General features: G+C 65.0%; 23 protein-coding genes. 9 read left to right on the forward strand and 14 right to left on the reverse strand.

Translation table 11 applies throughout. The features are described from left to right. Positions 1-18: 18 nt before the first annotated feature. Positions 19-1,791: a M61 family metallopeptidase gene (locus tag CVS48_RS04140; protein WP_100853368.1), complete on the forward strand. Its 1,773-nt coding sequence runs from the start codon at positions 19-21 to the stop codon at positions 1,789-1,791. 59 nt (positions 1,792-1,850) lie between these two features. On the opposite strand, the gene CVS48_RS04145 is transcribed toward CVS48_RS04140, so the two are convergent. The 9 genes from CVS48_RS04145 to CVS48_RS04185 all read right to left on the reverse strand — a co-directional run bounded on the left by CVS48_RS04145 (position 1,851) and on the right by CVS48_RS04185 (position 11,323). After that, a complete protein-coding gene (locus CVS48_RS04145; protein ID WP_157814448.1) occupies positions 1,851-2,804 on the reverse strand; it encodes a fimbrial protein in 954 nt (317 codons plus the stop codon). Continuing rightward, positions 2,801-5,389, reverse strand: a complete 2,589-nt coding sequence (locus CVS48_RS04150) for a fimbria/pilus outer membrane usher protein (RefSeq protein ID WP_100853370.1) — start codon at positions 5,387-5,389, stop codon at positions 2,801-2,803. The genes CVS48_RS04145 and CVS48_RS04150 overlap by 4 nt, the downstream gene beginning before the upstream one ends. A gap of 8 nt (positions 5,390-5,397) precedes the next feature. Further along, entirely contained in the window at positions 5,398-6,195 is a 798-nt protein-coding gene (locus tag CVS48_RS04155; protein ID WP_100853371.1) for a fimbria/pilus periplasmic chaperone, read from the reverse strand. Continuing rightward, positions 6,192-6,737: a fimbrial protein gene (locus CVS48_RS04160; protein ID WP_100853372.1), complete on the reverse strand. Its 546-nt coding sequence runs from the start codon at positions 6,735-6,737 to the stop codon at positions 6,192-6,194. The genes CVS48_RS04155 and CVS48_RS04160 overlap by 4 nt, the downstream gene beginning before the upstream one ends. Before the next feature lie 152 nt (positions 6,738-6,889). Next, positions 6,890-7,852, reverse strand: a complete 963-nt coding sequence (locus CVS48_RS04165) for a Bug family tripartite tricarboxylate transporter substrate binding protein (protein WP_100853373.1) — start codon at positions 7,850-7,852, stop codon at positions 6,890-6,892. Positions 7,853-7,887: 35 nt separating this feature from the next. Continuing rightward, a complete protein-coding gene (locus CVS48_RS04170) occupies positions 7,888-8,640 on the reverse strand; it encodes a 3-oxoacid CoA-transferase subunit B (protein WP_242001372.1) in 753 nt (250 codons plus the stop codon). A gap of 1 nt (position 8,641) precedes the next feature. Further along, entirely contained in the window at positions 8,642-9,307 is a 666-nt protein-coding gene (locus tag CVS48_RS04175) for a 3-oxoacid CoA-transferase subunit A (RefSeq protein ID WP_100853374.1), read from the reverse strand. After that, positions 9,308-10,276 carry a Bug family tripartite tricarboxylate transporter substrate binding protein gene (locus CVS48_RS04180; RefSeq protein WP_100853375.1) on the reverse strand — a complete coding sequence of 323 codons (969 nt, stop codon included), beginning with the start codon at positions 10,274-10,276 and terminating at the stop codon, positions 9,308-9,310. Between the two features lie 144 nt (positions 10,277-10,420). Beyond that, entirely contained in the window at positions 10,421-11,323 is a 903-nt protein-coding gene (locus CVS48_RS04185) for an NAD(P)/FAD-dependent oxidoreductase (RefSeq protein WP_100853376.1), read from the reverse strand. Between the two features lie 124 nt (positions 11,324-11,447). On the opposite strand from CVS48_RS04185, the gene folB reads away from it, so the two are divergent. Beyond that, positions 11,448-11,807 (forward strand): dihydroneopterin aldolase, encoded by a 360-nt coding sequence (gene folB, locus CVS48_RS04190; RefSeq protein ID WP_050446785.1) that lies wholly within the window; start codon positions 11,448-11,450, stop codon positions 11,805-11,807. A 2-nt stretch (positions 11,808-11,809) separates the two neighbouring features. Further along, entirely contained in the window at positions 11,810-12,799 is a 990-nt protein-coding gene (gene ttcA, locus CVS48_RS04195; RefSeq protein ID WP_100853377.1) for a tRNA 2-thiocytidine(32) synthetase TtcA, read from the forward strand. Positions 12,800-12,859: 60 nt separating this feature from the next. Here ttcA and CVS48_RS04200 read toward each other — a convergent pair whose 3' ends face one another. The 5 genes from CVS48_RS04200 to apaG form a co-directional block, all read right to left on the reverse strand. Further along, positions 12,860-13,828, reverse strand: a complete 969-nt coding sequence (locus tag CVS48_RS04200) for a D-2-hydroxyacid dehydrogenase family protein (RefSeq protein ID WP_100853378.1) — start codon at positions 13,826-13,828, stop codon at positions 12,860-12,862. A gap of 64 nt (positions 13,829-13,892) precedes the next feature. Beyond that, a complete protein-coding gene (locus CVS48_RS04205; RefSeq protein WP_100853379.1) occupies positions 13,893-14,681 on the reverse strand; it encodes a DsbC family protein in 789 nt (262 codons plus the stop codon). Positions 14,682-14,849: 168 nt separating this feature from the next. After that, positions 14,850-16,019 carry a UbiH/UbiF family hydroxylase gene (locus CVS48_RS04210; protein ID WP_100853380.1) on the reverse strand — a complete coding sequence of 390 codons (1,170 nt, stop codon included), beginning with the start codon at positions 16,017-16,019 and terminating at the stop codon, positions 14,850-14,852. After that, the gene (gene mltA, locus CVS48_RS04215; protein ID WP_100857501.1) at positions 16,016-17,317 is read right to left on the reverse strand and encodes a murein transglycosylase A; all 1,302 of its coding nucleotides are present in this window, start codon (positions 17,315-17,317) and stop codon (positions 16,016-16,018) included. The genes CVS48_RS04210 and mltA overlap by 4 nt, the downstream gene beginning before the upstream one ends. A 78-nt stretch (positions 17,318-17,395) precedes the next feature. After that, positions 17,396-17,770, reverse strand: coding sequence for a Co2+/Mg2+ efflux protein ApaG (gene apaG, locus CVS48_RS04220; protein ID WP_050446790.1), 375 nt, complete (start codon positions 17,768-17,770; stop codon positions 17,396-17,398). 150 nt (positions 17,771-17,920) lie between these two features. On the opposite strand from apaG, the gene rpe reads away from it, so the two are divergent. The 6 genes from rpe to trpC all read left to right on the forward strand — a co-directional run bounded on the left by rpe (position 17,921) and on the right by trpC (position 23,626). After that, positions 17,921-18,649: a ribulose-phosphate 3-epimerase gene (rpe, locus tag CVS48_RS04225; protein ID WP_100853381.1), complete on the forward strand. Its 729-nt coding sequence runs from the start codon at positions 17,921-17,923 to the stop codon at positions 18,647-18,649. Positions 18,650-18,667: 18 nt separating this feature from the next. After that, on the forward strand, positions 18,668-19,375 hold the full coding sequence (locus CVS48_RS04230) for a phosphoglycolate phosphatase (RefSeq protein ID WP_100853382.1): 708 nt from the start codon (positions 18,668-18,670) through the stop codon (positions 19,373-19,375). A 286-nt stretch (positions 19,376-19,661) separates the two neighbouring features. Continuing rightward, a complete protein-coding gene (gene trpE, locus CVS48_RS04235; RefSeq protein ID WP_100853383.1) occupies positions 19,662-21,182 on the forward strand; it encodes an anthranilate synthase component I in 1,521 nt (506 codons plus the stop codon). Positions 21,183-21,225: 43 nt separating this feature from the next. After that, complete coding sequence (locus CVS48_RS04240; RefSeq protein WP_050446794.1) at positions 21,226-21,792, forward strand: aminodeoxychorismate/anthranilate synthase component II; 567 nt, start codon at positions 21,226-21,228, stop codon at positions 21,790-21,792. Positions 21,793-21,809: 17 nt separating this feature from the next. Beyond that, positions 21,810-22,841 carry an anthranilate phosphoribosyltransferase gene (gene trpD / locus CVS48_RS04245; protein WP_050446795.1) on the forward strand — a complete coding sequence of 344 codons (1,032 nt, stop codon included), beginning with the start codon at positions 21,810-21,812 and terminating at the stop codon, positions 22,839-22,841. Next, positions 22,838-23,626: an indole-3-glycerol phosphate synthase TrpC gene (gene trpC, locus CVS48_RS04250; protein WP_100853384.1), complete on the forward strand. Its 789-nt coding sequence runs from the start codon at positions 22,838-22,840 to the stop codon at positions 23,624-23,626. Before trpD ends, trpC begins: the two co-directional genes overlap by 4 nt. Positions 23,627-23,630 lie beyond the last annotated feature (4 nt).

The raw sequence follows: 23,630 nt of genomic DNA on the forward strand, positions 1-23,630 counted from the left end.
ATGAAATAAGATACGAGCATGAAAAAAGACAACGCTTGCCCCGTACTTTACCGCCTGACGCCCCATGACCCGGCCGGACACCGCTACCGGATAACCCTAACGATCGACACGCCCTCGCCCGACGGTCAGCGCCTGTCTTTGCCGGCCTGGATTCCGGGCAGCTACCTGATCCGCGACTTCTCGCGCCAGATCGAATCCGTAACGGCCCACGCGGGCTCGCGCCGCGTGATTGTCGACAAGATCGACAACCACACCTGGCAGGTCGCCCCCACCGACGGCCCGCTGCGGGTGGAGTACGTGGTGTACGCCTGGGACTTGTCGGTACGCGGCGCGCACCTGGACGAAACCCACGGCTTCTTCAATGGCACCAGCGTGTTCCTGCGTGTGCATGGGCAAGATCACCTGCCCTGCCTGGTGGACCTTGCGCCCCCGCGCGGCATCGACGGCTGGAAGGTCTACACCAGCCTGCCCGAAGCCGCCGGCCAGCGCGGCGCGGCACGCCGCCACGGCTTCGGCCTGTATCAGGCACCCGACTACGACGCGCTGATCGACCATCCGGTGGAAATGGGCACACCGCAGGTTGCCCGCTTTACATCCCACGGCGCCGAGCACGAATTGGTCTTCACCGGCGTTGCGCCCAATCTGGACCTGGCGCGCATCGCGACCGACGTAAAGAAAATTTGCGACACGCAGATTGAATTCTTCGAACCGCGCACCAAGCGCGCGCCCTTCCTGGACAGTTCCAACCGCTACGTCTTCATGACGATGATCACGGGCGACGGCTACGGCGGCCTGGAGCATCGCGCCAGCACCGCGCTGATGACCGCGCGCAAGGACCTGCCCGTGCTGGGCCAGCAAGGCCAGGGCGAAGGCTATCGCGGGTTCCTCGGGCTGGTCAGCCATGAGTACTTCCACACCTGGAACGTCAAGCGCATCAAGCCGCAGGCCTTTGCACCCTACCATCTTGAGCAGCCGGACCTGACCCGCCTGCTGTGGGTGTTCGAAGGCTTCACGTCCTACTACGATGATTTGCTGCTGCTGCGCTCGGGCGTCATCACGCAAACGGAGTATCTGCGCTTGCTGGCCAAGACCATCACCAGTGTGGCCCGCACCCCGGGTCGCGCCAAGCAATCGGTGGCGGAAAGCTCGTTCGACGCCTGGACGCGCTATTACAAGCAAGATGAGAATTCGCCGAACGCGCTGGTCAGCTATTACACCAAGGGCGCGCTGGTGGCATTGGGGCTGGACTTGTTGATCCGCCGCGAAAGCGCCAACGCGCATTCGCTGGACGACGTGATGCGCCTGCTGTGGGACCGCTACGGCCGCGACTTTTATCAAGGCAAGCCGCAAGGCCTGGCGGAAGACGCGCTGCCCGGCCTGATCCGGGAAGCCACCGGCGTCGACACTCGCCGCTTCATCGCGCGCCATGCCTATGGCACGGCGGATGTGCCCTTGGCCGAACTGCTGGCCGATCAAGGCATCACGCTGCAATGGAAGACGGCGATGAGCATTCCGACTCTGGATGTCCGCCCCCGCAAGCAGGGTGACGCGGTGATGCTCGCCACGGTGCTGGAAGGCGGCGCGGGCCACAAGGGTGGGTTGTCGGCGGGCGATGTGCTGGTGGCGCTGGACGGGCTGCGCGTGGAATCACCGGCAGGCCTGGATATGCTGCTGTCGCAGTATCTGCCCGGCGACCGCGTGACGGTGCATGTATTCCGGCGCGACGAGCTGCGCGCGTTCCGCGTCAAGCTGAACGCGCCCGAAGCGCTGGACTGCGTGCTGACGGTGTAGGAAAGTGGGCGGGCCGCTTCATCCGCGCCCGCCCCGGTCACTGCCCTGGCCACTGATCCCTATTCGTAGAACAGCGTCACGGTGGCCGTGGCATTGATTTTTCCCGCCACCAGCGTGTCATCGGTCTGGTAGTAGCGCGCCACCAGCGGGATGGTCAGCTTTTCCTCGTCAACCGTCGTCACGGCGGTCGTGAATTCAGTACGGGTCGCAAGCGGTTGGACGACATTGCTGCCGAGATCGCCCCGCAGCAATTGCACGCCGACGCCCCGCGCCATCTCGCCCCCTTGAGCGTTCTTGATGACGTGTTCCGGCGTGCCATCCGCATCGATCCGATAGGCCACCTTGACGCCTTGATCGCATTTCAGCTTGATGCCAAACGCCTTGTCCGCGGCCGTGGCGCCGCGATGACCCAGGTGACGGTTGTTGATCGTAAGAAGTTCCACCTCTACCAAAGGCCCGCCGTCCACCGTACAGCCGCTGCTGTTGACCTCGTAAGGCACGTTGCTGAAGAGCACCATATTGCTGCGCAGCGCGCCGTAATAAACATCCGCGCGATGCGCGAAGGACACGCCGGATTTGATGGGGCCGATCTTGATGAGTTCGAACTCGAAATGCTGCGGCGGGGAATAGTGGAAGTTTCCGAGCTTAAAACCATATCGGGGGTAGTTCATATACACACCCCCTTCGTGCGTCCAGAATATGCGCATACCAATGCCCGGGATGCCACTCTCATACACGTTTTTGTAACCCGGCACCGCTTTCGCCCCCGCCTGCAAACCATACTCGAACCGCTCGCCGAAGGTGTTGCAATGGAGATAGGCAATCCCCTCGTTGATCGTTTTCTTGTATATCGTGCTGCCTATCGCCGCGTCACGCGGCGGCTTCATTTCTTTCAAGTGCTGCGCGGTGATGGTCGTCGTCAAAGACAGTCCGGTACATTTCGCCCAAGCCGGACGCGCCAGGCACATCAACAGGGCGACTCCAAAAACCGCCCTCCGCAAGTTTGTATTCATGACGCTGATTCCTGTAGAGCAAAGGGTTGGACGGTCGTGCACGACAACTCCAACTGCGGGTAGTAACGCGCGTCTTCGGGCACCGCCTGCTCGTCCACCTGATAGATGGCCTGGCATTGCTGGTCGGCAGCTTCTCCCCACTTGACCGCCAACTGCCCGTGCCCCTGCAAGCCGCGCACAAAGGCCCGCCCCCCCTGGCCCACCAGCGTGACGGCGTCGATACCCGGGATGATGACTTCCGCGCCCATGGGTATCGTCGCACCACGATCACGCACCAGTTTCAACAAGATCGGCCGACCCGACACGGTGGGGTAACGCAACAACACGACCGCCCCCGCGCGCGGGGCAACCTGCTGCGACGTGATTTCCAGTTCGACATCACGTGACGTGCCCTTGGGATCCAGCCCGACCTCGTTGCGGCGGTACGGCATCAGGCCCGCCATGACGCCATAACCGTTACTGCCGATGCGCCCGCGCGCGCCCGAGACGATTCCCGCGCCGTAGGCCTCGGGCGCTTCAAGCACCGCCATCGTTTCACCCTGCGCCTGGGTCGCGTTGATGCCTCCCGCGTGGGCGATCAAGGTGCCGCGCATGCCTGCGCCGAACTGGCGATAGCCGCCGCCGCCGCTGCCCGACAAGGTGTAGTTCGCGTGTGCCGTGTCATAGCGCAAGCTGCCGCCCTGGTTGCGGCTGCCTTGGTTGTCGGTACGGTTATACGTTCCGTACACGTTGTACCCAAACTGCCCCGTATCACCGGCTGATCCGCTAACAGAAGCGTTGGTGCCGCGCTTGCCGTTGCCTTCAAGGTTCAACGATGTACTGAGATACGCCGAGTTCGGCCCACGCCCCAAGGGCAGGTTGAGGCTAAGCAGATACTGGTTGCCGAAGCGGCCGCCCTGGTCCCGCGTGCGGGATACGCTGATATTGACGCTGCCCCAAGCGTAGCCATTGGAGTAGCTGGCGTAGTAGCTGGTATCGCGGCTTTGGTGGCGGTTCCAGTAGTTCTGCGCCACCCCGGCCAGCGTCACGTGCCCGTAGCCTTCGCCCAGGGGTTGGCTGACGTTGAACTGGAGGCGGCTGCGCTCTTTGCCACCATATGCCACCGTGCCGCGCGATTCGCGCAGGCGTGCAAATTCACCAAGGCTCAGATAGCCTTCGCTGGAAAACCGATACGCCACCACGCTGAAGTTCGTCGATGTAGGCTCCACCAGCTTGCTATAGCTCAGCCGCACACTGCGCCCGCTTGACGGGCTGCGCGTTGATTTCGTTGTGGCGTGCGACTGCGTCAGGTCCGCCGCCAATGCGCCCAGCGGCGTACTCAAGGCAACGCCGCCCTGCATCGCCCGATACTGCTGCGCCGCGATGACGCCACCGTAGCCCGTCACCGTATCGGACAGCCCGCGCTGATACGTTCCCTGCAAGAACGCGGGCGGTGCATCCAGGGTGTCATCGCGATACCGTCCGCCCGTCACGCTGAAACGCGAACTACCCGGGCGCAACAACTGAGCCACCGACGCATAGGGCACCACAAACTGTTTGGTTCGCCCGTCCGCTTCGGTGATGGTCACGTCAAGATCCCCGGCGTAACCGGTGTTGTAAAGATCATCGATGGCAAAAGGCCCGGGCGACACGGTCGTTTCATACAACAGGCTGGTGCCCTGGCGCACGCTGACCTTGGCCGTGGTATCGGCCACGCCACGCACCACCGGCGCAAAACCGCGCATCGAGTCCGGCAGCATGCGTTCGTCGCTGCTGAGTTGAATGCCCGTGTACGGCATGCTGTCAAAGAGATTGCCGGGCGTGTAGAACTGCCCCAGCGTCAGCTGGGCGCTGGCCGCGGTCACTTCACGCTGCGCATAGCTGCTTAACGCCTGATAGCGACTGCGCTGGAGAGCGCCCGGCAGATCGGTATAGCTGAAAGACCCGTTGTGCCGAAAGCGCCAGTCGCCCAGATTCAGGCCCGCGTTTGTACTGCTGAAGAACTGGCGCTCGGTGCGGTTGCCAAAGCGGTTGGACGACAGGTTGATGCCATACCCCAGAAAGCCGGCGTCGATGCCCGAGTCCCACTCTTCGGGCGGCACATAGCCGCGCGCCGTGGACTTGATATAGATCTGCGGAATGGAAAGGTCCGCGCGCAGCTCTGACATATCCACATCAAAGCGGCTGGAAGGCGGCAGGCCCTCCAGCCCTACGCATTGTTCGTCGGACACCGGCTCGGCCTGCTCCGCGTTCAGCAGCGGGATGTTGACGCCGATCCGCTCATACACCTTCATGGGCAGGCAGGGTTGGGCGTCGGCATGCGCCGCGGTGGTGGCCGGTGTTGTGGCCGACGGAGTGGCGGTATCAGCCACGCGCACCCGGACCTGCTGCCGCCCGACGTGGTTGCCGTTCAGATACAGGTCCAGTTGATGGACCCCGGGAGTCAGCGCATTGCCGCCTTGAAAGCGCGACAAATCGACCGCTTTCCCGTTGCGTCCACCAAAGAACGCAGGATTGAACTCAACGGGTTCCTGCGCTTGGAGCGTGGCGCTGAGCAAACCGGAAAAAAGCAGGAATGCGATGCTCAACCGTACGTGACGAGACACGGCGCGGCCTACGGCTCAAGCGGACTTTCGCGCCGCTCGGCGGCGCCATAGTCATTGATCCATTCAAACGCCACGGCGCCCTTGGCGCCCGCCGCATTCGACAATTTTCCAAGACCCAGATCCGTCACGGATAGTGGCGGCAACATTTGAGCGGGCACGGTAACGTCACGTCCATTGCCAAGCTGCACGGTCACGGCGGTCAGAGACACATGGAATGCGCTGTCATTGCGCACTTGCAGCGCCCCGCCCTTGCTGGTGGCCACCACGCGCCAATTCAGGCGCTCGGCGGCCTGGCGGGGTGAACCGGACAGGCCGGCGGGGCGGTAGAACAGTTTGATGCGGCTGCGGAAAGCCAATTGCATGTGGTTCGCAACCTGGGCGGACGGCAGGGGGGGAACGTCAAGCACGTTCATCCAGAACACGGATTCGCGATCCGTCGCAACGCCAGGTTGGGGAATATAGGCAATGCGCAGCGTCTGACCCATGCGCGGATTGACGCGCGCCAGCGGCGGCGTAATCGCGAAGGGCACGTCCGTTTCGTCGGGGCTTGAATCCAGGTCGCCGTCGTCTATCCAGGCCTGCACCAGCGCCGGCTTGCCGCCTTCATTGGTCAGGCGCAATGTGACTTCGCGTTCTTCGGCGGGGTAGATGATGCGCGTACCACCGATCACCACATTGGATTGGGCGGCAGGGGGCAGCAGGGTCGCACATGCCAGGCACAGCAACGCGCAGAAACGGCGAAGCGTGGCCCGGCTTGCGTGGTCCGAAAGCCCCCCGAGCATGCGCTCAAGGGGGATCGGCTTCATTCGTAGATCAGGTCCAGCAGGACTTCGGCATGGACCGGGCCGGGCGTGGTGTTGCTGGTGGCCGCCAGGTACTGCGCGTAGAACTCAATGTTCGCGGCATTGCCCTCGATGCTGAAGGTTTCAGTGCCAGAGTTGTCGGACAGGCGGATCGGCTGGTATTTGCTGTTCAGCAGCTGGACTTGGGCGTTTGACGGCGTCTCGCCGTCGCCGCTGGGCAGTGCCTGGTTGATCAAGGCGCCCGTGTTGGGATCGACGCTCGAACCGTTGTTAAAGCGCGTGGTGACCTTGCTGCCCGAGCAGCCGGACAGCTTCAACTCGACCAGCTTGCGGCCGGCCACATCGTTCTGCTTGGCCAATGCACGAGTGCTGACGTTGGGCAGTGTAACTGCCTTGACGTATTGGCCCTCATCACTGTCGCCGATTTTGCAGGTGGACGGAGACACCTTGCCCGTGAACACCAACTTCACATCCGCTGCCATCGCGCTGCCGCACAACAGCAGGGACGAAAAGGCCAAACTTGCCGCAACAATCTTCTTATTCACCGAAATCTCCGAATGCCTGTTTCCCCAAGTGGGGGATGGCAGTCATTGTTTCGATTTCACTTGGCAAGCAATATGAGAAAGTTCTCAAAGGAAACACGCAGGGAATGTAGTGATGTCGCCCCGCCACATATCCTGCTGGTGAACGACAGACGTCAATTCACTTTGGCGCCCGACTGCTCAACCGCCTGCTTCCACGTGTCCAGTTCGCGCTCGATATGGCTGGCGAAGGCTTCCGGCGTGGACCCGACGGTTTCATAGCCATAGCCCATCAGTTGCTGCTTCAAGGCGGGCACCGCCACGGCGTCGGCGATGGCGCGGCTTAGGGCGTTGACCACGGCGGGCGGGGTGCCCGCGGGCGCCAGCACGCCGTACCAGCCGTTCACCACAAAGCCGGGGACGGTCTCGGCCACGGTCGGCACATCGGGCAGCAGGGGTGAACGGCGTTCGCCCGTCACCGCAAGCGCCTTCAACTTGCCGGCCTGCACCTGCGGCAACGACGTAGAAATGCTGTCGAACATCAACGAGACCTCGCCGCCCAACAGCGCCACCACGGCCGGGCCGCTGCCTTTGTAGGGCACATGCATCATGTCGGCGCCGGTCTGGCTCTTGAACATCTCGGCAGCCAGATGGCTGGTATTGCCGTTGCCCGCCGATGCAAAGCTGAGCTTGCCGGGATGGCTCTTGCCGTAGGCGATCAGCTCGGCAATGTTGTTGGCCGGCGTGCTCAGGGGCGCGGCCACCAGCATCGGCAAGGTTGCCACCAGCGAGACCGGTGCAAAGTCTTTCCGTGTGTCGTAAGGCAGAGACGGGTACAGGCTGGGGTTGATGGCGTGCGCGGCCAGCACCATCAGCAGGGTGTAGCCGTCGGGCTTGGCGCGGGCCAGTTGCGCGGAGGCGATCGCTCCGCCCGCACCGGGCTTGTATTCCAGCACCACGGGCTGGCCCCACTTTTTTTGCAGTTCCGCCCCCAAGGGGCGCGCCAGCATGTCGGCGCTGCCGCCGGGCGGGTATGGAATCAGCAAGGTGACGGGCTTGTCGGGATACGTGGGCGCGGCTTGCGCGGCGCCCACAGACGCCAGGCAGAGCGAGGCTGCGGCGAACAGGGAACGGATCATCAACGGTCTCCTTGGCCCGGGCCGGGCGCTAACAATCAGGCGTAGCGCGGCGCGCCGGCCGGGTCCAGGACGATCGCGCGCGGCGTCGCCGGGAAAGTCAGGGGTGCATCGGTAACGGAACGCAGGAAGGCGGCGTCGACGCCGGCGACCATGGCGTAAACGGCCAACCCATCCGGCGTTACGTCGATCACCGCCAGGTCGGTATAGATGCGCGTCACCACGCCCTTGCCGGTCAGCGGATAGGTGCATTGGCGCAGCACCTTTGGCGTGCCGTCGCGGCCGCGATGCTCCATGGTGACCAGCACCTGCTTGGCGCCCACGGCCAGATCCATCGCGCCGCCCACGGCGGGGATGGCGTCGGCCGCGTCGGTCTTCCAGTTGGCCAGATCGCCGTTTTCCGACACCTGGAACGCGCCCAGCACGGCGTAGTCCAGATGGCCGCCGCGCATCATCGCGAACGACACCGTGTGTTCGGTAATGGACGCGCCGCCCAGCAAGGTGATGGGCTGGCGGCTGGCGTTGATGAGGTCCGGGTCCACGTCCTTGCCGCTGGCGGCGGGGCCCATGCCCAGGATGCCGTTTTCGCTGTGCAGCAGGATGTCTTTGTCGGGCGGAAGATAGTCGCCCACAAGCGTGGGCATGCCGATGCCCAGGTTGACGATGGAGCCGTCCGGGATATCACTGGCCAGCAATTGCGCAATCTGTTGCCGGGTCAGGCCCTTGATGTCTTGCGCGTTGTTCGCGGCGTTGGTGTTGTTGCTGCTGTTCGTGCTGTTCGCGTCTTGCATGTCAGGCCTCCACCCGCACCACGGCTTTCACGAAGATGCCCTGCGTCATCACCTGTTCCGGCACGAAGGTGCCCAGCGGCACCACCTCGTCCACTTGCGCGATGGCGTGGCCCGCGGCCATGCACATGACCGGATTGAAGTTGCGCGCCGCGTGGCGGTACATCAGGTTGCCCCAGCGGTCGCCCAGATGCGCGCGGATCAGCGCGAAGTCGGCGCGCAGCGGATGCTCCAGCACGTAGCCCACGCCGTCGATCACTTCCTGGCGGCGGCCTTCGGCCAGTTCCGTGCCGTAGCCGGTGGGGGTGTAGAACGGCCCCAACCCGGCGCCCGCGGCGCGCAGGCGCTCGGCCAGCGTGCCTTGGGGCACACATTCCAGTTCGACCTCGCCGGCCCCGTAGGCGCGCGCGAAGGCATCGGAATTGGGCGGGCGCGGATGCGAGCAGATGATCTTTCTGACCTGCTTGCGGATCAGTAATGCGGCGATGCCCCGTTCGAACGTGCCGGCGTTGTTGGAAATGATGGTCAGGTCGCGCCGCCCGGCATCCGCCAGGCATTGCAGCAACTCGTAAGGCACGCCCGCTTCGCCAAAGCCGCCGACCAACACGGACGCGCCGTCGGGAATCACGGCCACGGCCTCGGCCATGGAGGCTTGAATCTTGTCGATCATTTATTGCTCCCGGGCCAGGCCGGCCGTATCCACGATCTGCTTCCAGCGGGCGCGCTCCTGGTCAATGAAGGCCGTGAACTCGGCGGGGGTGTTGCCGCCCGCCTGCCCGCCCATGGCCTTGAAGCGGCCGCTGATGTCGGGGCTGCGCACCACGTCGCGCGCGGCGGCGTAGAGCTTGTCGACCACGTCCTTCGGTGTGCCGGCCGGGGCTATCAAGCCGAACCACGCCGTGACCACCATGTCCTTGACGCCCGCCTCGGCCATGGTGGGTACGTCCGGCAGTTCGGCCAGCCGTTTGTCGCTGGTGACGGCCAGCGCGCGCAGCTTGCCGGACTGGATGAACGGCATCGAGCTGGGCAAGTTGTCGATCATGAAGGTGAACTGCTGGCCCAGCAGCGCGGCCACGGCAGGGCCGGCCCCTTTGTAGGGAACATGCGTGCCCGCGATGCCCGCGCGCTGCTTGAAGAGTTCGGCGGACAGGTGCGGCGATTGGCCCGCGCCGGAACTGCCGAACGACACCTGGGACGGGTCGCGCCTGGCCTCGGCCAGCAAGTCCTTCACGCTGCGGGCAGGCGACGCTTCGTTGACGACCAGCACGTTGGGCACCGAGATCACCAGCGTCACGGGCGCGAAATCGGCCGGCTTGTAGGGCAGTGTCTTGTACAGGGCGTAGTTGATGGCGTTGGGGCCGATGTTGCCCATCAGCAGGGTGTAGCCGTCGGGCTTGGCCCGCGCCAAGGCCTGCGCGCCGATGATGCCGGCCGCGCCCGCGCGGTTTTCCACGATGACCTGCTGGCCTAGCTTGGCGGCCATTTTGTCGGCGATCAGCCGTGCGGCGATGTCGGTGGTGCCGCCAGGGGCAGCCGGAATGATCAGGGTGATCGGCCGTTCAGGCCAGGCGGCGTGGGCCGGGCTGGCGATGGCGGCCGCCATCACGCCCGCGGCCAGCCAGCGATGCGCTTGCAACATGCTTGTCTCCGAACGCGGTCATGGATGACCAACTTGTCGGGCAAGTGTGTGCGCCGCGCGGGCAAATGCCAATTCTGCAATCTGGAGGGCAGGCTTCGCCTGGGCTGAACGCCGGGCTTGGCTGCCACGCAGCCGCGCGGAAACTTAGTCGCCCGCCCGTTCCCAGCGGCGCTGGATCGCCTTGGCCGCCACCACGCCGTCCGCCATCGACGTCACCACGCACGGATGCATGCGGTGGGCGACTTCACCGATGGCATAAATATCCGGCACGCTGGTTTCGGCGGTGGCGAAGTCGGTGCGGATATAGCCGCGCTCGTCGCGGGCCAGTTGCAGGCTGTCGGCAAAAGCGGCCTGCGGTTCCCAGCCATAGAACACCAGGATCAAGTCGTATTGCCGGCCATCGACACTGCGGCTGGCGGGGTCCACCGTGTACGGGCCGATGCGCACGCCTTCGCGGCCGGCGCGGGTAACCCATTGCTGCTGGGCGCGCACGCTGCGGGCATACAGATGCACGGCGCGGGCGCCCCGGTTGCGCACATAGACGTAGTTTTCGAAGGCGTTGTCGCCCCCGCCCAGCACCGCCACCGACAAGCCGGAATAGTCCTGGGCGACGATGGGCGAGCCCGGGCCGATCAGCACGCCGGGCCATGACGCGCCCAGGGGATGATCCGGCAAACCCTTGGCGCGCACGCCGGACGCAATCACCAGCGCGCGGCCGCGCACCTGCGTCTGGTTGCCGTCCGCACCGACCAAGCTGGCTTCAATGCCGCCTTTGCAGGGCACCAGGCCGACGACGCGGGTTTCCATGCGCAGCGGCACCTGGGCCGCGCGCACGCTGGCGTCGATGTTGTCAGCCACCTGTTGCCCGGTCACGCGAGGCAGCACCGCGATCCAGTCGTCGGCGAAGGGGTTGTCCTGGGCCAGGCCGCCCAGGCGGGCGCTGGCCTCAATTAATATTGGGGACAAACCAAGTCTGGCCAGCCACAGGGCGCAGGACGCGCCGGCCGGGCCGCCGCCTACAATGACCGCATCGTGCATTTGTTGCATTTGAACCCTTATTGACCGCGCCGGCGCCTCACGGGCGCACGGACGTGGCTGAATTGTAGCCAGCGCGCCGCCCCCCGATCCGCCGTCCCCTTACAATTCCGGCTGTCCCACCCAGGTTTTCACCATGCCCACACGTCGCATCATCCTATCCGGGCTTGCGCTCGACGCCCGCATCGGCATCCTCGAACACGAGCGCCGCGCCACCCAGCCCCTGCATGTCGACGCCGAGTTCGATGTGGACATCCATCGCTCGGTGGACGACCACGATATCCACAGCGTGCTGGACTACCGCCGTCTGCGCGAGGCCATCGTCGAGGAATGCACGCAGGCGCATGTGAACCTGATCGAAACCCTGTCCGAACAAGTCGCCGCGCGCCTGTTGGCCGACTTCCAGGAAATCCGCTCGTTGCGCTTGCGCATCAGCAAGCCCATGGCCTTTTCCGACTGCGCGGCGGTAGGCGTGGAAATCCAGATCACCCGCTGACCATGAACGATATTGCTCCGCCCCCCGCCGTCCGCTCCCCCGAGGTCCGCTATCGCACCGAGGCCGAGGAAAAGGCCCGCCACGAAGGCAACAAGCTGACCAAGCGCCTGGCCCGCGAAACCACGCGCGCGCTGTCCGACTACAACATGATTGAAGAAGGCGACCGCGTGATGGTCTGCCTGTCGGGCGGCAAGGATTCCTATGCCATGCTGGACATCCTGCTGCAATTGCAGAAGCGCGCGCCGTTCAAGTTTGAACTGATCGCCGTCAACCTGGACCAGAAGCAGCCGGGCTTTCCCGACCACATCCTGCCCCAGTACCTGAAAGACCTGGGCGTGCCCTTCCACATCGAGACGCAGGACACGTATTCCATCGTCACGCGCGTGCTGGAAGAAGGCAAGACGATGTGCTCGCTCTGTTCGCGCTTGCGTCGCGGCATTCTGTACCGCGTCGCCTCGGAACTGGGCGCCACCAAGATCGCGCTGGGCCACCACCGCGACGACATCCTGGCCACGTTCTTCCTGAACCTGTTCTATGGCGGCAAGGCCAAGGGCATGCCGCCCAAACTGGTGTCGGACGACGGCCGCCACACCGTGATCCGTCCGCTGGCCTATGTGGCCGAAACGGACCTGATCGCCTATGCGGAGTTGAAGCAATTCCCCATCATTCCGTGCAACCTCTGCGGCTCGCAGGAAAACCTGAAGCGCAAGGAAGTGGGCCGGATGATCAAGGACTGGGACAAGCAGCATCCCGGCCGTTCGTGGAACGTGTTCAACGCCTTGTCGCGCGTGGTGCCGTCGCACCTGATGGACCGCGACCTGTTCGACTTTGTCGGCCTGAAGCCCACCGGCGTGCCGGACGCGAATGGCGACACGGCGTTTGACGCGGTGGACCCGGACGACAACGCGGACGAGGCTTGCGGCGACACGCCCGAAGCGTCGACCGACGCAAGCGGCATCGTCGAGAAAAAGGTGATGTTCACGCGCGGGTAGTTGCCCGCGCTGTTGCCTGGGTAGTGTCATGGACAGGCGCGCGAACCCGCGCGCCTGCGATCACGCAGCCGTTGATGGGTTCAACACCCGAATCGGCTTGCCCGCCTGAAACGCCTTCACGGCGTCCAGCGCGTTCTGGTAGAACGCCTCGAAATTCTCGCGGCTGACATAGCCCAGGTGCGGGGTCAGGATCACGTTGTCCAGGTCACGCACGGTGTCTGTCGGCGACAGCGGCTCTTCGGGGTACACGTCCAGGCCCGCGCCCGCGATGCGGAACTTCACCAGCGCGTCCATCAAGGCTTCGTTGTCCACCAGCCCGGCGCGCGACGTGTTCACCAGATAGGCGGTCGGCTTCATGGCGGCCAAGGCCGCGGCGTCCACCACGTGGCGGCTGCGGTCGGACAGGATCAGGTGCAGGCTGACCACGTCGGACGTGGAAAAAAGTTCGTGCTTGTCGACCCGCGTCACGCCCGCGGCCTCGGCGCGTTCGTCAGTCAGGTTGGGGCTCCAGGCCACCACATCCATGCCGAACGCCAGGCCCACCTTGGCCACGGCGGCGCCCAGCTTGCCCAGGCCCACCACGCCCAGGCGCTTGCCGGCCAGCGGTTCGGGCATGGCGGTTTGCCACATGCCGCGCCGCATGGCCGCGTCTTCCGTTGTCAGGTGCTTGAACAGGCCGAGGATATGCGCCCAGGCCAGCTCGGCCGTGGCGGTATTGGCGTCGGCGCTGCCCGGCGCGCCGCACACGACTATGCCTTGGTCCGTGCAGGCTTGCATGTCGATGGCGTTGTTGCGCATGCCGGTGGTGATCAAGAGCCGCAGGCGGGGCAAGGCGCGGATGCGTTCGGCGGGGAATGGCGTGCGTTCGCGCATCGCCACGATCACGTCGAAGGGTTCGAGCGTGGCCTCGACCTGTTCCGCCGGAATGAAGTTATTGAAGATCTGCACCTCGGCGTCACCGCCCAGCGAGGTCCAATCCGCATAGCGCCGTGCTACGTCGTGGTAATCGTCGAGTATTGCGATTTTCAAGTGAGGTCTCCGGGTGGCTAGGCGGCAATCGCGCCAGCCACCCGGCCGGCGCGACCAGCGCCGGTCAGTTCAAGCGTTCTTTCAGTTGGTCCAGCGGAATGGCGCCGCTGACGCGCGAGCCGTCGGCAAAGAACAGCGTGGGCGTGCCGCGCACCATCAGCTTGTGGCCCAGCGCAAGCAGCTTGTCTTCAGGCACGTCGCAGTTGGCGGTGGCCGGCTTCTTGTTGCGCACCATCCAGTCGTCCCAGGTCTTGCCCTGGTCCTTGGCGCACCAGACGTCGCGCACCTTGTCCTTGGAATCCGGCGACAGGATCGGGTACATGAAGGTGTAGACGGTGACGTCGGTAAGCTCTTCCATCGTCTTGCGCAACTGCTTGCAATAGCCGCAGTTGGGGTCTTCAAAAATGGCGACCTTCTTCGCGCCGGTGCCCTTGACCTGCTTGATGGCCAGTTCCAGCGGCAGTTGGTCGAACGTGACGGCGCTGAGCTTTTCCTGCGTGGCGCGCGTGACGTCCTGGCGCGTCATGGCGTCTATCAACGGACCTTCCATGACCCAGGTGACCTTTTCGTCGGTGTAGATCAGGTCCATGCCCAACTGCACTTCAAAAATGCCGTAGGGCGTCAGGCGCACGGCGGTCACGTCCATGCCGGAAAAGCGTTGCTGGAAGCGTTCCTTGACGGCGTCGAGCTGGGGCGTGGACACGCTTTTCTCGCCCTTGCCGGGCTGTCCGACCGACTGCGTGGATACGGTCTTGCCGCCTTCGGCGGGCGCTTGCGCCAGGGCCGAAGCGGACAAGCCCAGCCCGCCGGCCAGGAAACAAGCCGCCAGCGTGGCGGAGATGCGGAAAGTCATGGGTGCTCCTGTACTTATCGTGTTCTTTGGGGAAAAGCGTAACTCATCCGGCTGGGAGCCGGGCCGGACGACATGCCGGGGCGACGCGGAAAGGCGGAGTGTCCTTCAGACGCCGGCCGCCCCTCAAGGTTCCAAAAGAAAACCTCAAGAGACCACCGGAAATACGCGTCAATTGGCCGACGCCCCGGCGATCAGGCGGCGCTTGATCAGGGGCGCTTTTTCCACCCAGTGCATGCCGGCGTTGCGCAGCCACACCAGGGGCGTGGCGCGCGAGGCGAACAGCTTGTGCAGGCCGTCGGTGGCCAGGCGCATCGCCAGTACCGGTTCGGCGCGCGCACGCTGGTAGCGGTGCAGCACACGGATGTCACCCGCCGAGCGGTACGGCTCGCGCCCCGCCACGGTGCGGGCCAGCGCCTCGACATCGCCCAGGCCCAGGTTCAGCCCCTGCCCCGCCAACGGGTGCAGGCGGTGCGCGGCGTCGCCGGCCAGCGCGATACCGGGCGCCACCATCTGCGCGCGTTCCAGCGTGAGCGGAAAACCGTGCAGCTTGCTGCGGACCGTCAAGCGGCCCAGCCGGCCCTCGGCGGCATCGGCCAGCAAGGTTTCCAGGCGCGACGCCTGTTGTTCGGGCGGCAAGGCCAGCAGGCCCTGCGCCAATTCGCTGCGCATGGACCACACCATCGACACTTGCGGGCCGCTGGCGGTGTCGGGCAGCGGCAGCAAGGCCAGCACGCCGTCGTCGCGGAACCACTGGAACGCCGTGCCGTGGTGGGCGCGTTCCGCGTCCAGGTGCACCACCAGCCCGGTGTCGTTGTACGAGACCGCATCGTGCTTCAGGCCCGCCGCCGTGCGCAGCGGCGAGGCCGCGCCATCGGCGCCCACGAACAGTTCGGCCTGGATGCGCGCACCGCTTTCGGTATCGACCGCGCCATCCCGATAGCCCGTGCAGCGGTCTTCCAGCCAGGGGATGCCGAACATCCGCACGGCTTGGATCAGCACGCGCTCGATCTCGCCGGATTCGACGATCCAGGCCAATTGCGGCAAGGCCGCCTGCCAGGCGTTCAGGTTGACTTGCCCGTCGGCGTCGCCGTGGATCTCCATGGCCTCGACCGGCGTCAGCCGCGCGGCGGGCATGGCGTCCCAGACGCCCAGGTCGGCCAGAAAACGTTGGCTGGCGGGCGAAATGGCGTAGACGCGCGGGTGGTAGTGATCAGCGTCCGCTGCGGGCACGGATGCGCGCGGCGCCAGCACGGCAACGCGCTGGCCGCGCCGGGCCAGCGCCAGGGCGGTGGACAGGCCGACGACGCCGGCCCCGCAAATAACAATTTGATGGCTCATCTTGCCGAGGGCTCCCCCGCTTGCTTGGGCCACAGCACCCACATCTGGCCCCGTTGTTTCATGCGGCCCGCCTGCTGGCCGGCTTCTTCGCCGTAACCCCAGTAGAAGTCTGCGCGCGCGGCGCCCCGGATGGCCGTGCCCGTGTCCTGCGCGAACACCAGGCGTTGCAGCGGCCGGTCGGAAGCCGGAAGGGTCGTGCTCAGGTACACCGGCGTACCCAGCGGCACGAAAGTGGCGTCGACCGCGATGGAGCGCCGGGGCGACAGCGGGATCGCGTAGGCGCCCTTCGGCCCTTGTTCGGGATCGATGACGGGCTCTTCGCGGAAGAACACGACCGCCGGATTGGCGTTCAGCATCTCGGGCACGCGCTTGGGATTGCGCTGCGCCCAGGCGCGGATGTTCTGCATGGACGCCTGATCGGCGGTCAGCTCGCCACGGTCGATCAGCCAGCGGCCGATGGATGCATAGGGCTGGCCGTTATGGTCGGCGTAGGCGACACGGATCGTCTTGCCGGCATCCGGCCCATCGGTCAGTTGGACGCGGCCGGAGCCTTGCACCTGCAGGAAGAAGTTGTCCACCGGGTCGTCTACCCAGACCAGCACCGGGGGCTTGCGTCCCGAGGACTCGATGGCTGCCCGGGTGTCATAGGGCACGACGCGCTTGCCGTCGAGCTTGCCGCGCACGCGCTTGCCGGCCAGGTCCGGATACACGGAACCCAGGTCGATCGTCAGCAGGTCGGCCGGCACGGCGTAGAGCGGCCACTGATACTTGCCGCCCTGGCGACGCGAGCCGCGCACCAGGGGTTCGTAATAGCCGGTGACCGTGTTGGCCGCGGGCTTGCCGTCGGCGGCATTCAGACGCCACGGCTGCAAATAGGTTTGCAGGAAGCGGCGCACGCCTTCGCCGTCGCCGGCGGCCGGTGCGCGGGCCGGGTCGATGGCGGCGGCGCAGACGGGCTGCCAGACGCGCGGCGTGGCGCGCGCGGGCGCGGCCAGGTTGCCGCTGGTCTGCCGCATCAAGCCTTTGCAATTGCGCAGGAACAAGGGCCAGAACTGGGTCAGGTCGTCGGACGTCCAGCCCGGCATTTCCGACCAGTTGGCCGGTTTGAACTTCCCGGCCAGCGCCCGGGCCGGCGTATCGCGCAGCGCCGACAGCGACGGCACCACCAGCGGGCCGTCGGCCACGGGGGCCGCCACGCCGGGCGTACCGAGGTCGCCTGAATCAGGAGGAATATCCGACGGGGTGGAACATGCGGCCAACAGGATGGGCAGCAGGGACAGGCTAAGAATGCGCTTCATGAGCAAAGGAAAAAAGCGGGCGACGGGCAACCGGCGACGGGCGGCGGGCGGCGTGCAACAGAAGGCGGGCACAAGCATTCAATGCAGGGTGCGAGGCATGGCCAGGACGAATTCAGAGATCGGCACTTCGAACGGGATACCGTTCTCGCCGACGCAATGGTAGGTGCCACGCATGGTGCCCACCGGCGTGGGCAGCGGACAGCCACTGGTGTATTCGAAGGTTTCGCCGGGCGCCAGCAGGGGCTGCTGGCCCACGATGCCCAGCCCACGCACTTCCTGCACGCGCTGGTTGCCGTCGGTGATGACCCAGTGGCGGCTGATCACCTGGGCGGGATGTTCGCCGGTATTGGTGATGCGCACGGTATAGGCAAAGACGAATTGCTGCTCGCTGGGATCAGACTGTTCAGGCACGAAGCGCGGAGAGACAGAGACGCTCAGGTCGTAAGGTTTCACAGTCCTTCCTGTGTGGCTGGACGCCCCGGGCCGCAGACCGGCGCCGGGCGCTTGGGAGACATTTGGGAGACGTATGAGAAACGCAGATTTCGGTCCCGCGAAACCGGGCCTTTTCCGAAGCCGCGCCCCAAACTGCAATAATGGCACATTATGCCCTCCCCGATCCCGAACATCATGTCATCCTCCATGGCCTCCACTCGCATCACCCCCAGCATCCTGTCGGCTGACTTCGCCCGCCTGGGCGAGGAAGTCCGCAACGTTGTCGCCGCCGGCGCCGACTGGATCCACGTGGACGTGATGGACAACCACTATGTCCCCAATCTGACGATCGGCCCGATGGTGTGCGCGGCGATCCGCCCCCACGTGCAAGTGCCGATTGACGTGCATCTGATGGTTGAGCCGGTGGATGACCTGGTGCCGATGTTCGCCAAGGCGGGCGCCGCCTACATCAGCTTCCACCCGGACGCCAGCCGCCACGTGGACCGCACGCTGTCGCTCATCCGCGAAAACGGCTGTAAGGCCGGCCTGGTCTTCAACCCCGCCACGCCGCTGTCCTACCTGGATTACGTCATGGACAAGATCGACCTGATCCTGATCATGTCGGTGAACCCGGGCTTTGGCGGCCAGAGCTTCATTCCCGGCGCGCTGACCAAGCTGCGCGAAGCGCGCGCCCGGATCGACGCCTGGATGCAGGCGGGCGGCCAGGAAATCGTGCTGCAAGTGGACGGCGGCGTAAAAATCGACAATATCGCCGAAATCCGCCGCGCGGGCGCCGACACCTTCGTGGCCGGCTCCGCCATTTTCGGCAAGCCGGACTACGCCGGCATCATCAAGTCCATGCGCGAACAGATCGCCATCGGCGAAACCACCGCCGTCTAAGCCCCAGGAATATTCGACATGACCGCTTTTCGCGCCGCGCTGCTGGACCTGGACGGCACCCTGCTGGACTCCATCCCCGATCTGTCCTTCGCCGCCAACGCCATGCGCGTTGAGCTCGGCATGACGGCGCTGCGTGTAGACGTGGTGGCCACGTTCGTGGGCAAGGGCGTCGACAACCTGGTCCGCCGCAGCCTGGCCGGCAGCCTGCACGCCGCCGACCCCTCGCCCGCCGAATTCGAACGCGCCCGGGAATCCTTCTATCGCCACTACCACCTGGTCAATGGCGAACGCGCCCAGGTCTACCCCGGCGTCATCGACGGCTTGAAGCACATGCGCGACCAGGGCCTGAAGCTGGCCGTCGTCACCAACAAGCCCACCGAATTCACGCTGCCGCTGTTGCAGCGCACGGGCCTGGCGGGCTTTTTCGACGCGGTGGTCTGCGGCGACACCTGCGCGCGCCGCAAACCCGACCCGGACCAGGTCGTGCACGCTTGCGAACTGCTGGGCGTGGCGGTGGGCGAAGCCGTCACCATCGGCGACTCGATCAACGACGCCCAGGCGGGCCGCACGGCCGGCACGCAGGTGCTGGTGGTGCCTTATGGCTACAACGAAGGCCGTGACGTGCGGGAGCTGGATGTCGATGGTATAGTTGACACGCTTGTTGACGCCGCCCAGTGGGTGGCGCTCTGGAACCAAAACCAGAACGCCGCGAAAGTTGCCTCATGATCGGTGCCTGAAGCTGAATTTCAGAACACCAGCAATACCCCCAACACGTAAAGACACACCCGGATCAATGAACGCTTACCCCAAGAACCAAATGCTCGGCGCCTCGTGGCGCTGGTGGCGTTTGTCTTCCGGGTGGCGATGATCCCTCCCGGCCCTGGACGCGTATGCCGCCTAGTGCCGTAGCTGTGTAAACACAGAGCCAAGCCCGGAACCAGACACCTGGACCGGGCTTTTTTGTTGTGCGCCCGGTCTGAAAGCAAATCAAAAATCGCTCACGAGACCCGACATGACCGAAATCGAATTCAAGGCCCTCGCCGCACAAGGCTACAACCGCATCCCGCTGGTGGCCGAAACCTACGCCGACCTGGATACCCCGCTGGGCATCTACCTGAAGCTGGCGCACGCGGGCCCCTTGGCCGGCCGCATGACCTGCCTGATGGAATCCGTGGTGGGCGGCGAGCGCTTCGGCCGCTATTCCTTCATCGGCCTGCCCGCCCGCACCGTGATCCGCGCCAGCGGCAGGCTCACCGAAGTGCTGCACGACGGCAAGGTTGTGGAAACGCACGAAGGCGACCCGCTGGCCTTCATCGAGCAATACCAAAGCCGCTTCAAGGTGGCGCTGCGCCCCGGCATGCCGCGCTTTTGCGGCGGCCTGGCCGGCTACTTCGGCTACGACACCGTGCGCCACATCGAGCCCTGCCTGGGCCCTGCCGTCAAACCGTTCCCGGCCGGCATGGAAGGCGGTACGCCCGACCTGATGCTGATGCATGTGGACGAACTGGTCATCGTGGACAACCTGGCCGGCCGCATCTACCTGATGGTGTACGCCGACCCCAGCCAACCCGAGTCCTACAGCCGCGCCCAGCAGCGCCTGCATGACCTGCGCGCCCGCCTGCGACGCCCGGTTGAAATTCCGTACAGCCACGCCAGCATGCAGACCGAAGAGCGGCGCGACTTCAAGAAAGAAGACTATCTGGCCGCCGTGCACCGCGCCAAGGAACACATTGCCGCCGGCGACCTGATGCAGGTGCAGATCGGCCAGGTCATTGCCAAGCCGTTCCGTGATTCCCCGCTGTCCCTCTACCGCGCCCTGCGTTCGCTGAACCCCTCGCCCTACATGTACTTCTGGAACTTTGGCGACTTCCAGGTGGTGGGCGCGTCGCCCGAGATCCTGGTGCGCCAGGAAAGCGTGGTGGACAACGGGGTGCCCAAGTCGCAGATCACCATCCGCCCGCTGGCCGGCACCCGCAAGCGCGGCGCCACGCCCCAGGAAGACGCGGCGCTGGCCGCCGAGCTGAAGGCCGACCCCAAGGAAGTGGCCGAACACGTGATGCTGATCGACCTGGCGCGCAACGACGTGGGCCGCGTGGCCGAAGTGGGCTCGGTCAAGGTCAGCGACACCATGGTCATCGAACGCTATTCGCACGTGATGCACCTGGTGTCCAACGTCACCGGCAACCTGAACCCCGGTATGAGCAGCATGGACGTGCTGCGTGCGTCCTTCCCCGCCGGCACCCTGACGGGCGCGCCCAAGGTGGAAGCCATGAAGATCATCGACGAACTGGAACCCGTGCGCCGTGGCATCTACGGCGGGGCTGCCGGTTACCTGAGCTACGGCGGCGAAATGGACGTGGCCATCGCCATCCGCACCGGCGTCATCAAGGACGGCACGCTGTACGTGCAGGCCGCCGCCGGCATCGTGGCCGACTCCAACCCCGAAGCCGAATACGCCGAAACCGAAGCCAAGGCCCGCGCGGTGCTGCGCGCCGCCGAGCAGGTCCAGCACGGCCTGGACGAACCCATCTGATTCCGGCCCCGGCCAGACGACCCCCGCCCGCACGGAGAAAAAAATGCTGTTGATGATTGATAACTACGATTCGTTTACCTACAACCTGGTCCAATACTTCGGCGAACTTGGCGAAGACGTGCGTGTGGCGCGCAACGACCAGATCACACTGGAAGAAATCAGCGCGCTGAACCCCGACCGCATCTGCGTGTCGCCCGGCCCGTGCTCGCCTTCTGAAGCCGGTATTTCAGTGGCCGCCATCCAGGCCTTCGCCGGCAAGAAGCCGATTCTGGGCGTGTGCCTGGGCCATCAGGCCATTGGCGCGGCCTACGGCGGCGACATCGTGCGCGCCCAGCAGATCATGCACGGCAAGACAGTGCAAATTTCCCATACCGGCACCGACATCTTCACGGACCTCCCCACGCCGTACACCGTGATCCGTTACAACTCGCTGACCATCGACCCCGCCACCCTGCCCGACTGCCTGGCGGTGACGGCAACGGCGCCGGACGGCGACATCATGGGCGTGCGCCACAAGACCCTGCCCCTGTACGGAGTACAGTTCCATCCCGAGTCCGTGCTCAGCGAACACGGCCATGCCCTGCTGCGCAATTTCCTGAACCTCGCCTAAGACAAGAAGGACGCACCGTGACTATTTCCCCCACCGAAGCCCTGACGCGCTGCATTGAACACCGCGAAATTTTCCACGACGAAATGCTGCATCTGATGCGCATGCTGATGCGCGGCGAGATGTCGCCGCAGATCGCCAGCGCGCTCTTGATGGGCCTGCGCGTCAAGAAGGAAACCATCGGCGAGATCACCGCCGCCGCCCAGGTCATGCGCGAGTTCGCCACGCCGGTCGTCACGCCCAACCCGCAAGACCTGCTGGACATGTGCGGCACGGGCGGCGACGGCAGCCACACCTTCAACATCTCGACCACCGCCATGTTCGTGGCGGCGGCGGCCGGCGTGCCGATCGCCAAGCACGGCAACCGCAGCGCCTCGTCGTCCAGCGGTAGCGCCGACGTGCTGGAAGCGCTGGGCGCCAACCTGGTGCTGACGCCTGACGAAGTGGCCGAGTGCATCCAGGCCACCGGCATCGGCTTCATGTTCGCGCCCGCGCATCACGGCGCCATGAAGAACGTGGCCGCCGTGCGCAAGGAATTGGCCGTGCGCACCATCTTCAATATTCTTGGCCCCCTGACCAATCCGGCCGGCGCCGCCAACCAGTTGATGGGCGTGTTCCACCCCGACCTGGTCGGCATCCAGGTGCGCGTGCTGGAACGGCTGGGCTCGCGCCACGTGCTGGTGGTGCATGGCAAGGACGGCATGGACGAAGCGTCGCTGGGTGGCGCCACGCTGGTGGGCGAGCTGAAAGATGGTCAAATACGGGAATATGAAATCCACCCCGAAGACTACGGGCTATCCATGATGTCCAACCGGTCCATCAAGGTGTCCAATCGCGAGCAGTCACGCGAACTTGTCATCGAGGCGCTGGAAAATGTCGAGGGCACGGCCCGCGACATCGTCGCCCTGAATGCAGGACTTGCCATCTACGCCGGCAATAAAGCCGATTCCATTCCCGAAGCCTTAGCGCTAGCATTTGAACTGATCGCCACCGGCGCGGCGCGAGCCAAGCTGGAAGAATTCTGCGCATATACCCGGAAATTCCAGAAATGAACGATATTCTCGCGAAGATCCTCGCCGTCAAGGTCGAGGAAGTCGCCGCCGCTCGCCAGATGCGCAGCGAAGCCGAAGTCCTGCGCGAAGCGCAGGCTCGCCAGGACGTGCGCGGCTTCGCGCAAGCCATCGAAGACAAGATCTCGCAGGGCAAGGCCGGCGTCATCGCTGAAATCAAGAAAGCATCGCCCTCCAAGGGCGTGCTGCGCGAGACCTTCGCCCCCGCGGAAATTGCGTCGTCCTATGCCGTGCATGGCGCGGCCTGCCTGTCGGTGCTGACCGACGTGCAGTTCTTCCAGGGTTCGCACGACCACCTGCGCCAGGCCCGCGCGGCCTGCTCGCTGCCCGTGCTGCGCAAGGACTTCGTGATCGACTCCTACCAGATCATCGCCGCACGCGCGATGGGCGCCGACTGCGTGCTGCTGATCGTGGCCGCCCTGACGCCGTCGCAACTGCGCGACTACGAAACGCTGGCGATGGAATTGGGCATGGACGTGCTGGTGGAAGTGCACGACGCCCGTGAACTGGACGTGGCGCTGACGATGAAGACGCCGCTTTTGGGCATCAACAACCGCAACCTGCGCACCTTCGAAACCAGCCTGAAGAACACACTGGACCTGCTGCCCAACATTCCGGCGGGCAAGCGCGTCGTCACGGAAAGCGGCATCCTCAAGCCGGAAGACGTCAAGCTCATGCGCGACCATCAGGTCAATGCCTTCCTGGTTGGCGAAGCCTTCATGCGCGCCAAGGACCCGGGCACGGAACTCGCCCGCCTGATGCACTGAAGCA

Source organism: Achromobacter spanius (assembly GCF_002812705.1).
GTDB classification, from domain to species: Bacteria; Pseudomonadota; Gammaproteobacteria; order Burkholderiales; family Burkholderiaceae_B; genus Achromobacter; species Achromobacter spanius.

Excerpts from the sequence above, each read along its gene's own strand:
- CVS48_RS04140 (WP_100853368.1), top strand. The coding sequence starts at position 19 with ATGAAAAAAGACAACGCTTGCCCCGTACTTTACCGCCTGACGCCCCAT.
- CVS48_RS04145 (WP_157814448.1), bottom strand. The coding sequence starts at position 2,804 with ATGAATACAAACTTGCGGAGGGCGGTTTTTGGAGTCGCCCTGTTGATG.
- CVS48_RS04155 (WP_100853371.1), bottom strand. The coding sequence starts at position 6,195 with ATGAAGCCGATCCCCCTTGAGCGCATGCTCGGGGGGCTTTCGGACCAC.
- CVS48_RS04165 (WP_100853373.1), bottom strand. The coding sequence starts at position 7,852 with ATGATCCGTTCCCTGTTCGCCGCAGCCTCGCTCTGCCTGGCGTCTGTG.
- CVS48_RS04170 (WP_242001372.1), bottom strand. The coding sequence starts at position 8,640 with ATGCAAGACGCGAACAGCACGAACAGCAGCAACAACACCAACGCCGCG.
- CVS48_RS04175 (WP_100853374.1), bottom strand. The coding sequence starts at position 9,307 with ATGATCGACAAGATTCAAGCCTCCATGGCCGAGGCCGTGGCCGTGATT.
- CVS48_RS04180 (WP_100853375.1), bottom strand. The coding sequence starts at position 10,276 with ATGTTGCAAGCGCATCGCTGGCTGGCCGCGGGCGTGATGGCGGCCGCC.
- CVS48_RS04185 (WP_100853376.1), bottom strand. The coding sequence starts at position 11,323 with ATGCAACAAATGCACGATGCGGTCATTGTAGGCGGCGGCCCGGCCGGC.
- folB (WP_050446785.1), top strand. The coding sequence starts at position 11,448 with ATGCCCACACGTCGCATCATCCTATCCGGGCTTGCGCTCGACGCCCGC.
- ttcA (WP_100853377.1), top strand. The coding sequence starts at position 11,810 with ATGAACGATATTGCTCCGCCCCCCGCCGTCCGCTCCCCCGAGGTCCGC.
- CVS48_RS04205 (WP_100853379.1), bottom strand. The coding sequence starts at position 14,681 with ATGACTTTCCGCATCTCCGCCACGCTGGCGGCTTGTTTCCTGGCCGGC.
- CVS48_RS04210 (WP_100853380.1), bottom strand. The coding sequence starts at position 16,019 with ATGAGCCATCAAATTGTTATTTGCGGGGCCGGCGTCGTCGGCCTGTCC.
- mltA (WP_100857501.1), bottom strand. The coding sequence starts at position 17,317 with ATGAAGCGCATTCTTAGCCTGTCCCTGCTGCCCATCCTGTTGGCCGCA.
- rpe (WP_100853381.1), top strand. The coding sequence starts at position 17,921 with ATGCCCTCCCCGATCCCGAACATCATGTCATCCTCCATGGCCTCCACT.
- CVS48_RS04230 (WP_100853382.1), top strand. The coding sequence starts at position 18,668 with ATGACCGCTTTTCGCGCCGCGCTGCTGGACCTGGACGGCACCCTGCTG.
- trpE (WP_100853383.1), top strand. The coding sequence starts at position 19,662 with ATGACCGAAATCGAATTCAAGGCCCTCGCCGCACAAGGCTACAACCGC.
- CVS48_RS04240 (WP_050446794.1), top strand. The coding sequence starts at position 21,226 with ATGCTGTTGATGATTGATAACTACGATTCGTTTACCTACAACCTGGTC.
- trpC (WP_100853384.1), top strand. The coding sequence starts at position 22,838 with ATGAACGATATTCTCGCGAAGATCCTCGCCGTCAAGGTCGAGGAAGTC.